Origin of the sequence: Priestia veravalensis, assembly GCF_001457055.1 — a bacterium.
Classification (GTDB): Bacteria; Bacillota; Bacilli; order Bacillales; family Bacillaceae_H; genus Priestia; species Priestia flexa.
The window spans coordinates 1-11,384 of sequence record NZ_KQ758713.1; the positions used below are offsets into that span (position 1 = coordinate 1).

Below are 11,384 nucleotides of genomic sequence, written 5' to 3' on the forward strand. Positions count from 1 at the left end.
TGTAGCAATTCAAGAGTTAAAAGAAGAGAAACGTATGCCTGAAGGCATCCAAATGAGACAAGTGAAATATCTCAATAATATCGTAGAACAGGATCATCGTTTTATAAAAAAGCGAGTTAGTTCGATGTTAGGATTGAAATCATTTCGTACAGCTACTTACATACTGAGTGGCATAGAAGCCATGCATATGATGAAAAAGAAGCAGGTTCATCAGGGGGTGAAGTCTGCCCAAAATCAAAAAGAATTCATCCATAAGTTGTTTGGATTAGCTTCATAAGTTAGCAATTTAAAGGAAACTCACACTCTATGTTTCTAACGAGTGATTTTTGCACCAGAACCATGTATAGAATATACATCTTGAGAAAAAAAGAAAGAACTAAATTACACATCTATTTAGTTCCGAATCAGTTAGTTCTAATCTATTCAACATTTGATCTAGTTTCTGGCTTATCTCTATCGTTTTAGGATCTGTAAAGCCTTTTTCAAGGGCAGTAAATATCATTAGTTCCCTGATTTTCTCTATTTCTGCTAATAATAATCGACATTGGAGACAACATGTCTTGGTGTGGTTTTCAAATAACAAGATCATCACCTAGCTAATTTTTTGTTAAAGTAATACTACTTTAATCGGTTAAAGTTTTACAATGTTTAGGAGTTTTTGAAGTTTTTGTATGGTTAGAAAGATAAAAGATGTTTAGCTCTTCGTACTTATGTCAATAAAACATGGTTGGGTATAAAGAGAGTAAATAGCAATCAAACATTAAAAGTTCTATAGGAAAACACAATAAGCAACCTTGTTCATTCTCATCAGAATAACAAGCTCGCTTACACTGTTTCCTTATTCATTATTTTTCCTCTTCCAGTTTTCTTTATTGGCTAATCCTATTATTGTTTGATCATTTGATTTTCCGATTGATCCGAAACATAGTCGTAAAATTGATGAAACAAATAAGTAAGGTATGAATTTAGTTCAAATCGATCTCCGTAAACAAAATTAGACAACACCGCTTTATTTTCTCTCCCCATTTTTTTGCCTCCCTTATTTAACTTGTTTATCTACATCATTGTCAATCTATCACTCTTTTATACATACAAATTCATAAAATAGTGATTTTTAATTACAAATTTCCTAAATACAATAAAAAGGTTAAGATTTCAAAATATAAATTAGTTCAATTACAATGCTTCAGATCATTATAACTGAGAAATGCTCAGCAATTACCGCTGAGTTTTTTTCTTAAAACTATAGTTTTTTGCTCTGAAGGATAAAATCTGAGTTTGAAAGAAGAAAAAACGATATTGAGTGGTAGGATACTGGGTTTAAAACCTATTAGACAATATAAATTTAAATAGAATACAATGGAAATGTAAGTGATTACATTGAGGGTAGTTGAAGAAAATACATCACAGAAAGATAGAGGCTTATTGTATTTGTCCATAAAGACATAGAGTGCCTAAACATAGGGATAATATACACTCTTATCAAGAACACATACTTTCAGGGCGGTGGACATGAATGTTCCATTCTCACTTACTTAAGAAAAAATGCAATTTTCTTGACTGAATTAATGTAATCGGTTACATCTGTTTGTAAAGGTATGTTTATTTTGGTAAATAAAACAAATTAGGAGCGTGAGCAAATGAAACAAGTTATTGTTGATCATAATGGGAACAGAGTTAAACATGGGAAGGAGACAGTAAACGGGGTTCGTCTTCACTACTATATGGCCGGCTCTGGAGAGCCATTGATGCTTCTACATGGCGTGCCGAAGACCTCATACTACTGGCGCAAGGTTTTACCTTTGCTCTCTTCCAAATTTACTGTTATCGTACCTGACCTTCGCGGCTTCGGAGACTCGACGCGTCCCAAAGATGGTTACGACATGCGCACTATGGCAGAAGATGTAGTACAGCTCGCCAGCAGACTGGGCTTCGAAAAGTTCCACGTTGCTGGTGAGGATTGGGGAGCAGCCTGTGGTTATGCTTTGGCTGCAGCCTATCCGGAGAAGGTTAAAAAGTTTGCTTTCGTTGAGATGATTCTCCCAGGCTTTGGTCTCGAGGATTGGTCCTTCTTGACAACTGAGAATGTGAACTCTAACCGCTGGTTGTGGCATATCAACTTTTACAGCGTACCTGATTTTCCTGAGCTTCTTATCACTGGCCGGGAGCGTCAATATTTTGACAAATTCTTCAAGAATGAGACTTATGATCCTAATATTCCAAATGATGCTATGGATGAATATATACGTTGCTATTCCCAACCTGGCGGACTTCGCTCCATGTTCGAAGTCTATCGCGCTACTCTAGAGGACGGTGAATGGAACAAGAAGGCCGCCGAAACGAAACTGCCGATGCCAGTGCTTGCCGTGGGCAGCAAACATTTCATTGCCGATGAAGTTCAGCGTCAGATGGAACGAGTTGCTTCGAATGTCACTGGTGTGATATTGGATTATGGACATCAATTAGCTGAGGAATGTCCAGAAGATTTCGCTCACGTATTAGACGAGTTCTTCAGTAACTAATCACTTTTAAAAGCTAGCCGATTTCCAAAAGCTTTACTATAATTACCCGTTTTTAAGTGTAGTGCAATAAGTGACAGTGGGTAAATTATTTCTCTATATTTTGTAGTCGGTTACAAAAATAAAAAAGGAGTGGGAGTTATGTCCAAATTTAGCTCTTATGGTGAAGATGAGAAGCGAAAGTTCCAGGCAACAGGGTATTTCAGGCTTGAACAAGATCATGAAAAATGGTGTTTGGTTGATCCTGAAGGTAACGCGTTTGTGACAATAGGGGTGAACCACGCGGACGAATCGAACTTAAAATACGACCATAATTTTGAGATTTGGAAAAAAAAATATGGTTCCAGAGAGAATTGGATAAAAGGGTTATCCAAGGACCTTAAAGATTGGGGATTCAATACAATTGGCTGGACAGGTGATTATATTAGCGGAGACTGGGGGATTGCACTAGATTGGTTTGGGGATCCGATAAATTTAGGACACTCAACGAGTTGGTCAGCTGCTGATTATAAGTATGCCGATATGCCATATTGTCTCCAAATCCGGGTTGCGGAATTTGAAGACTGGAATGGTCAGCCTTCCTATCCTGATGTTTTCTCCCATGAATTTGATATGTATTGTGAATACTTGGCCAGAAGCATTTGTGCCGATCATACGGAGAGCAAGAATCTCATCGGTTACTTTCTTGTTGATATTCCAGCTTGGTTACCACACGCAAGCGGTAGAGATTTCGAAGTATTAAAGGATTTGAATGAAAAGGAAAGAAGCAGCAAACTGTTTGAAGTTGCTTCCAAGTATTATGAAACGATAACAAAGTACATACGGAAGTATGATCCCAACCATCTTATTTTGGGAGATAGATACAACGGTAACAAGGGTATACCTGAAGAAGTACTTTCTGCAATGAAGCCTTATGTAGATGTACTATCCGTGCAGTATTTCACAAGCCCTAACGAAGAAGGGTATCAAAAGATGAAAAAAGAGCTTTCATCTTGGCAAAAGTTCACAGGAAAGCCAGTGATTCTGGCAGATATAGGGAATTGGTGCCAAACATGTATGAATCCAAACAGAGTAAGTGAGATTAAAGATCAGAGTGGCCGGGCTGCTGACTACATAGATTCGTTGAGTGTGATTCTCGACGAACCGTGGTTTCTAGGGTGGCATTGGTGTGCACATCTTGAAAACAAAGCTAGGGGATGGGGAATCAAGGATCCATATGATGAACCTTATCATGATTTCATCAACCCTGTAAAAGAGTTTAACAAGAATGTCTATAAAAACATCTACCAGAAAGTTTAAGCTGAGACAATTCCTCAAAAGTAAGATGAACCATCTTTAATCGGACTTAAAGGAATTATGGTTCTGGTGCAAAAACTGCAAGATACTTGTAAATAATCTCTAAATCTTGGACATACTGATACTAGTACTCTAAAAAAGGACGTGATCAGTATGGAAAAGCAAAATCTATTCAAGTGGAAACATTATCAACCCGATATTATTTTATTAACCGTGAGATGGTACCTACGGTACAACCTCAGTTTTCGCGATTTAGTCGAAATGATGGAAGAACGCGGACTATCTATTGCTCATACAACCATCATGCGCTGGGTTCATCAGTATGGTCCTGAATTAGATGAGCGAGTACGGCGTCATCTTAAGCCAATCAATGATTCTTGGCGAGTCGATGAGACATATGTGAAAGTCAAAGGTCAATGGATGTACCTATATCGTGCCGTTGATTCAGAAGGAAATACGATTGATTTTTATTTAAGTAAAACAAGAGATCATAAGGCTGCAAAGCGCTTTTTCAAGAAAGCTTTGCGGTCTTTTCATGTTTCGAAGCCCCGTGTTATCACAGTAGACAAGAACCCAGCCTATCCTATAGCGATTGAAGAGTTGAAGAAGGAGAAAAAGATGTCCGTAGGCATCCAAATAAGGCAGATAAAATATCTGAATAACATTGTAGAACAAGATCATCGTTTTATTAAAAAGAGAGTTCGTTCGATGTTAGGATTGAAATCTTTCCATACAGCCAAATCTATTCTTTCGGGAATAGAAGCGATGCATATCATTAAAAAAGGACAACTTACTTTACAGGACAAGTCTGTCCAAAATCAAGTGAAGTTCATTCATCAACTATTTGGAATGGCTGCATAAGAACAGATTCCATTAGGAATCTATATACCTCTTTCAAATGGATGTAATCTTTGCACCAGAACCGATACTAGGACGAAAGTAAATGTGATTAAGAACAACCAGCATAAATACTCGATATCAGCAATGTGCAAAGTCCTACAAATCCCTAGAAGCGTCTATTATTATGAAGCAAAAGAAAGAAGAGCAGAGGATCCCGTTGTCTCTGATGTGGTCGAAATTTTTCACGCAAGCCGTCAAAATTATGGAACACGAAAAATCAAAGTTGAATTGAAAAAGCGTGGTCTTATCGTGTCTAGACGAAGAATTGGACGCATCATGCAGGAGCAGGGCCTTGTTTCTTCATATACAATCGCCCAATTTAAACCACATGCAAAATCGTGTAATGAATCAGAACAGAAGAATGAGCTGAATCGTGAGTTCGCCCAGGAACAAGAAATGACCGCAATCGTAAGCGATTTAACATACGTAAGAGTGAATCAAAAATGGAACTACGTATGTGTCTTTGTTGATCTCTTTAATCGAGAAATTGTGGGTTTTAGCACAGGACCAAACAAAGATGCATTACTCGTTTATCGTGCATTAGCTTCTATCAAAGTCGATCTTAATAAGATACAGCTTTTTCATACGGATCGTGGAAATGAATTTAAAAATAAACTGATTGATGATGCTTTAAAGACATTTAATATCCAGCGATCCTTAAGTATGAAGGGCTGCCCATATGATAATGCAGTAGCCGAAGCGACTTTTAAAATTATCAAAACAGAGTTTGTGAAAGGAAGACATTTTAATAGTTTAGCAGAATTAACGAGGGAATTTCAGGACTATGTTCACTGGTTTAATAACATCCGAATTCATGGAACCCTTGGATATGCAAGCTCAATTGATTACAAGCATAGACACCTTAAGAAAATTGTCTAGTTTAGTGTTGACATACCAAAACTTAATTTACTACAGTTATTCAAGCGTTGCCCCACATAAAGAGTTATTAGAGAACGTTCTATGGTATTGTTGCTGTGGAGAGGCAGAATTTCATAAGAGTAAATATGATTACTTTATCCATAAGAATAAAAAAGATGGAAAGGCAGTACGGTATGACCATAGAACAAAATGCGGGGGCTGTCTCAAAATCGCAACTCCATCAACGACTAATTTAAGGTCTAGGAAATTAATTAAACAAATTCGTCAATCAATGAATGAAAAATATAAAAATAGTTATGTAAAATCCACTCCTGCTTCTGAAGTTTAAGATCAATTTTAATGAATCGGCTTATGGCTTACAATTAAGAATATCCAGAAATTATTAAAGTTAAATTTTAAAATAGCATGTAGAGAAAAAATACCTTTTCTCTACATGTTGATAGATAAAATCCACTATTTTTATAAGTTTATTGCATTCCTTTTACCTTGTTTAGCCATTGATCGTCATAAACTAAGTCCAAATAGCGTTCTCCACGGTCTGGAAAAATGGTCACAACATTAGTTTCTTTTGAAACTGGAAGTGTGGGAATTAACTTTTTAATGGCACTAACAACGGACCCTGAAGACCCTCCAGAAAAAATACCTTCCTTTTGTAGAATTTCTCTGCAAGCTATAGCTGAGTCATAATCATTTACATGTATAACTTGATCAATTTCATCTGTATTGAGTAATTCAGGGACGCGGCTAGATCCAATTCCAGGTAATTCTCTTGGCGCAGAAGGAGAATTAAAGATAATTGATCCTACAGCATCTACAGCCACTACCATCAATTTAGGATAGGCTTCACGCAATCTCCTGCTTATCCCCATAATACTTCCTGAAGTACTAACAGGTGCAATCAAGATATCTAAAGGCTGTCCATCTAACTGCTTCACAATCTCACTGCCTGCTCCATGATAATGTGATTTCCAGTTATTTTCATTCGCATATTGATTAATCCAGTATGCATTAGGAGTATTAGCTAAAAGTTCGTTTACTCTTTTTATTCGGGTTTTTAGGTAGCCTCCATTCTCGTCAGGCTCATCTACCATGCTTACATTTGCTCCCAAGGCTTCAATTATCTTTAGATTCGTTTTAGAGATCTTAGGATCGACCACACAAGTAAAAGACAAATTATAGAATTTCGATAGTAAGGCTAATGCTATTCCCAAGTTTCCTGAAGAACTCTCTATAAGGTGGGTTTTACTGTTTATCTTTCCTTCTTCCATCCCTCTTTTTATCAAAAATTGAGCTGGTCTATCTTTCATGCTCCCACCAAGATTCATCATTTCTAACTTGGCATATACGTTAACGTTCTTTTCTGGAAATAAGTTGTTTAGTTGAAATAAAGGTGTATTTCCAATACATTCTTGAATAGAACTTATTATATTAGGGTTAAGTGTTTGAATTGTATTTGTCATTGTCAATTCTCTCCTTGTCTAATTAAATTATGCTTCACAAAAATAGACGCTTTCAGAATAAAGACGAATTTTACTTTCAAACCTTTCTAGAAGTTGATTCCATTCTTTTTTATTTGCAGTTTCTGAGATAAGAATGTCTAAAGGAATTGAAAGATTCAATAAGCGACCATTTATTAAAAAACGTGTAACACCAGAAGGAAACGTCTTTTTATTTAGTACTCTTCGCTTAAGAGCATCTAATGTATAGGCTGGATATTGAAGTAATATAAAGTCTTCTTCTGGATATAAACATTCCCGATGGGGGAGTCGTTTTACTGAATGCTGCTGACTGTAGGATTCAACTAGCTGGCACCAAATATCTAATTTTTCTTCTTCAGTATGAATAAAATCTGCAAAAGCATAGTGAACAGTTCCATTGGCATTAACGCTGGTCGCAATCAATGAATCACCTTCAGGCTCTTCTGAAGACCATTTTAAATTTGGAATGTTATAGAGCTGCTGCAACCAGTCTCCTAAAGGAACAATATGATCCCAGGAAAAAAGCTGGAATTGAGCTGGTTGTACAACTTGTACGGGGACACGTCTGCAACCAAGTTTCTTTAGAGCAGCAGTCCGGTGAGCTCCATCTAGAATTAAATATTTTTCGTCCTCCAGGGGAGTCGCCATCAATGGATTTCGTATAATGCCTTCCTTCTCTATTAATATAGAGATTTTGTCTAAACGTAATTGTTCGGTAGGCTCATGCAGAAATAAAGAATCAGTGTTTATTAATTTTAAATCAGTTATTACGTTATTCATTTATACACTCCTTACATCCGTCTATTTAATGGACACGTTCTTGGTGATAATTCTTTTAGAATTTATATGTTTTAGTCGCGTGACTCCTATTATGGGAAGAATGCAAATCATGCTTAAAATTATCCAAAACCACTCAGGTTTTAGTAAATCATATAAAACACCTCCTAACAGGTTACCTAATGATCCACCTATTCCCATAGCCATATTAGAAAATCCAAAATAGGCAGCTAAAGACTCTTTAGGTGCAATTTCAGCTACATAATCCTGAAAGAAGGGGAGGAGCAACATAGAGCCAAATGAAATACTAACGAGCACTATAATTAAAGGCAACAGTTGCTCTGAATACCCTAAAATGAATAAAGACAAGCCAATAAATATGTAAGGTAAAATAAATATAGTTTTCATACTATGGTTTTTAAACCAATGTAAAATAGGAACTTGAAGCAAAATGATATTGATTGTAATAAAAGAGAATATCCAACTTGAAGAGCCCGTAACCTTCTCAGAAATGATAGGAAACGTTAGATATAACTGTTGGTAAATAAAATGAAATGGCATTAAGCTGATAACCAACAGAATAAAACTTTTATGGCGCATAATATCAAAGGTCTCCTGAATCCAAGAAGAGTGCCTTTTTAATACTGGTGGGTTTGGAAGAAATAAAACAACGAATCCAATCAACCAAAATAGAAAACCAGAAATAAGACACATTATGAAGAAATCTTCTTGTTTAAAAAATAAACCAACTAAAGGGCCCATAACTGTCCCACCGTTTTCTACCATGTTCATCATAGAAAAAGCTTCTTTACTCCTCTCAGGTGGTGTAAACATAGTCAAGGCAGCTTTTAAAGCTGGACTAAACATAGCTCCTCCAAGGCCACTTAAGATAGCAGCGATAATGATAAGAATAGGTTGATTTGTCAAACCTAAACCTGCAAATCCTATTCCACGACAAACAAACCCAGTTACAGCTAGTTGCTTATAACCAAAGCGATCAGCTAAAAATCCTCCGAATATCATTAAACCCTGTTGGCTTATGATTCTTAGTGACAGTACAGTGCCTACAAAAGCGAGTGAAAACCCTAGTTGGTTAACAAAATACGTAGATATAAAAGGAACGAACATAAAAAAGGTAAAAAAAGCAATAAACTGAATGATGATAATCAGCCATGTTCCTGTTCCTAAATTAGAAAAAGAGATTTTTTTCAACAACCCTTGTCCTCCTTTATTACTGAGATGTAACTAAGCTGTCTTCGGTACTGATACTACTGATTATTTTTGTGGTTTCTGTGCAGATTTAGTTAATTTTTCATGACATTTGTTTCCATTGTTGTAAAAAATATTTCAGGATTTTAAAGAAAAAAAGTAATATAAACCTATTGATTTTATTTACAGATATAATTTTACCTATCTTGAATTAGTTGATTATATGGGAAAAGAGAAAATGGAGTAACAAGTCATTCTGTGGGATTTGAAGCATTAGAGCCCTATATAATTACCATAAACTGATGAAGAGAGCTGACTTCTTATATTAATTATTAACAGGAGGAATTAGCTACTTAAATACATTTTTTTACAAGATATTTAAATTGTTTATTTTCTGAGAAATGATTTTTTGAAATTATTACAATTATACTTATTGTCGTAGGACGGATATAAAAAACGTAAGGGAAAACATAAGCTCTCTAAGGGGGGATAGTTAATGTACGTGGTGCAAAAAAGGAGGATAATAATGAAGGTTAAAATTATAAAAATTCTGTATGTAATTTTAGCTATAGGAGGAATTGTTGCAGCTATAGGTTCCTTTATTACACATTCACATCTATTGGAGGCTTTAGCCCTTGGTTTATTAGGCGTTTCACTCATTCTTAATAGTTATGCTACTTACTTGAGACTAAAACGAAAAATAGCGTTCTTTTATATAAGTATTGGGGTTATAGCGATCATATGGGCCATTTTGATCTATCACTAGAAATATAGATTTTTAAAACCGGATAATTTATCAATTTTGACTTCAAGAATCAGAGCTATCCCCTTTTATATTGTTACTGGTAGTTTATTTGGATTCTCATTCACAACTTTTTTATATTGATAGTCTCAATATATTCAAGGTTCTTGGAGAAGCTTATATTTTACTGAGACTGGTTTCTCTGATTTATATAACTCAGGAATTTTAGATACACTTTTACTTTTAATTGATTAAAACTCTCCTTTTATGTCAAAGATTTTGATATGGGAGGGAAGTTATTATGAAATCTGTTTTAATATTAATTATTATTCTATCAATATATATGCCATATCACTTTGCAAAAGGCTCAGACAACGAGGAATTGAATTCAATGACAAAGGCAGCAAAACAAAATGGGTATACAATTAGAGAATGGAACGTTTACCAAAAATCTTCTATAGGGAAAGTGAAAAATGAGAAAGAGTATAATTTATTTATAAATCAAATAAAGAAAGATCTTAAAGGATACAAGTGGGAATCAACAAAAGAAATTGACCATCATTTTAAATTAGTCGGCTTAAAAATAGACTCAAAGTATCGTTTGTCACAGCGTCTAGTCATCACGGCTATAAAAGGAAAAGATGGTTATGATTTAGAACGTACTCATGAAATAACAGGTCAAATTTGGAATGAGGAAGTTTCTGATAAAGTACTATCGGAAGCATTTGATAATTCTAATCAACCACAGACTTTTTACAATGTAAGAGCTGACATGCCAATGAATAAACCTAATCAAGATAAATTAAAGAGTAAATCTCAGAAATTAGTTTCAGATCTTTCAGCTAAAGAAGTAGAAGGATTAACAGAAGGAAACTTTGTTTCTTATTCTGCTTTATCAAAAAAATGGAATTATTCGTTAAAACTTAAAAATAACAATAAAATGAACCTTCAGGTTGCAAATCGATTCACTGAAGATGATAACAAGCTAACGGTTACAATAGGCACTCCTATTATCATTAAAGAGTATTAGGGTTACAATAATTTTATGGAAAAAAAGATTTTAAAACAGAATATTTTTAAGAACTTCATGCTTTCTCCACATTTGTGTTATAAAGTGAATCATTGATTGATAATAATGGAAATTTAATTCAGTTTCCTATTTTATAAATTGAAATAATTATACACGAATGGAGAAAGTACTAATGAGAAAAAGAGTTATATTATCTTTATTTCTGGCTATTATAACGGTTGTATATACTACCACTAGCGTCGCATTAAAATAATTCAAAGCCCTTTATAAATCTGAATTTTCTGCAATATTATTCATGCACAAAAAAATCCTTTATAATGGTTGGGTGGTAATAAACCATCCAAATCCAAAATAAAGGACAATAAGCATGGATAAGTTTACACGAAAAACATCATTTGAACAATGGTTTTCACCGATTTTCTCCACAAAACTCGAGGAATTGGTTGAAAGCTATCAATTAAATTCCTATACAAAGAAGCTGTACATTGCTTCATTCTTGAAATTACTCGTATTCGCACAACTCAACGAAACCGAGAGTCTGCGTGCAGTCAGTG

The 11,384-nt window shown here is 35.0% G+C and carries 13 protein-coding genes and 1 pseudogene; 9 read left to right on the forward strand and 5 right to left on the reverse strand.

The window, feature by feature from the left end; translation table 11 throughout:
- Positions 1-277: DDE-type integrase/transposase/recombinase (locus AS180_RS19650; protein ID WP_139109242.1), on the forward strand; the 277-nt coding region annotated here is incomplete at its 5' end.
- Between the two features lie 99 nt (positions 278-376).
- Here AS180_RS19650 and AS180_RS19655 read toward each other — a convergent pair.
- Both AS180_RS19655 and AS180_RS23365 read right to left on the reverse strand, forming a co-directional pair.
- The gene (locus AS180_RS19655; protein WP_062687376.1) at positions 377-589 is read right to left on the reverse strand and encodes an aspartyl-phosphate phosphatase Spo0E family protein; all 213 of its coding nucleotides are present in this window, start codon (positions 587-589) and stop codon (positions 377-379) included.
- 296 nt (positions 590-885) lie between these two features.
- Positions 886-1,026, reverse strand: a complete 141-nt coding sequence (locus AS180_RS23365; RefSeq protein ID WP_175384223.1) for a hypothetical protein — start codon at positions 1,024-1,026, stop codon at positions 886-888.
- A gap of 614 nt (positions 1,027-1,640) precedes the next feature.
- Here AS180_RS23365 and AS180_RS19660 point away from each other — a divergent pair.
- From AS180_RS19660 to AS180_RS24115, 5 genes and pseudogenes are all read left to right on the forward strand, one after another.
- The gene (locus tag AS180_RS19660) at positions 1,641-2,522 is read left to right on the forward strand and encodes an alpha/beta fold hydrolase (RefSeq protein WP_062687377.1); all 882 of its coding nucleotides are present in this window, start codon (positions 1,641-1,643) and stop codon (positions 2,520-2,522) included.
- A gap of 138 nt (positions 2,523-2,660) precedes the next feature.
- Complete coding sequence (locus tag AS180_RS19665; RefSeq protein ID WP_062687378.1) at positions 2,661-3,818, forward strand: hypothetical protein; 1,158 nt, start codon at positions 2,661-2,663, stop codon at positions 3,816-3,818.
- A gap of 150 nt (positions 3,819-3,968) precedes the next feature.
- Complete coding sequence (locus AS180_RS19670; protein ID WP_062687379.1) at positions 3,969-4,676, forward strand: IS6 family transposase; 708 nt, start codon at positions 3,969-3,971, stop codon at positions 4,674-4,676.
- 63 nt (positions 4,677-4,739) lie between these two features.
- Positions 4,740-5,594, forward strand: a pseudogene (locus AS180_RS19675) (IS3 family transposase); the annotation flags it as partial.
- A complete protein-coding gene (locus tag AS180_RS24115; protein WP_175384224.1) occupies positions 5,545-5,922 on the forward strand; it encodes a PCYCGC motif-containing (lipo)protein in 378 nt (125 codons plus the stop codon). The pseudogene AS180_RS19675 and the gene AS180_RS24115, both read left to right, overlap by 50 nt.
- A gap of 139 nt (positions 5,923-6,061) precedes the next feature.
- Here AS180_RS24115 and sbnA read toward each other — a convergent pair whose 3' ends face one another.
- From sbnA to AS180_RS19690, 3 genes are read right to left on the reverse strand one after another with little or no spacing between them, the layout of a single operon-like run.
- Positions 6,062-7,054: a 2,3-diaminopropionate biosynthesis protein SbnA gene (gene sbnA / locus AS180_RS19680; protein ID WP_062687381.1), complete on the reverse strand. Its 993-nt coding sequence runs from the start codon at positions 7,052-7,054 to the stop codon at positions 6,062-6,064.
- Positions 7,055-7,081: 27 nt separating this feature from the next.
- Complete coding sequence (locus AS180_RS19685; RefSeq protein WP_062687382.1) at positions 7,082-7,852, reverse strand: ParB N-terminal domain-containing protein; 771 nt, start codon at positions 7,850-7,852, stop codon at positions 7,082-7,084.
- A gap of 21 nt (positions 7,853-7,873) precedes the next feature.
- Positions 7,874-9,064, reverse strand: coding sequence for an MFS transporter (locus AS180_RS19690; RefSeq protein ID WP_062687383.1), 1,191 nt, complete (start codon positions 9,062-9,064; stop codon positions 7,874-7,876).
- Between the two features lie 520 nt (positions 9,065-9,584).
- Between AS180_RS19690 and AS180_RS19695 the strand changes: the two genes are divergently transcribed.
- The 3 genes from AS180_RS19695 to AS180_RS21925 form a co-directional block, all read left to right on the forward strand.
- Positions 9,585-9,824: a hypothetical protein gene (locus AS180_RS19695; protein ID WP_139109244.1), complete on the forward strand. Its 240-nt coding sequence runs from the start codon at positions 9,585-9,587 to the stop codon at positions 9,822-9,824.
- Positions 9,825-10,101: 277 nt separating this feature from the next.
- The gene (locus AS180_RS19700; RefSeq protein ID WP_062687385.1) at positions 10,102-10,830 is read left to right on the forward strand and encodes a YwmB family TATA-box binding protein; all 729 of its coding nucleotides are present in this window, start codon (positions 10,102-10,104) and stop codon (positions 10,828-10,830) included.
- A 367-nt stretch (positions 10,831-11,197) separates the two neighbouring features.
- Positions 11,198-11,384: DUF4372 domain-containing protein (locus AS180_RS21925; protein ID WP_139109245.1), on the forward strand; the 187-nt coding region annotated here is incomplete at its 3' end.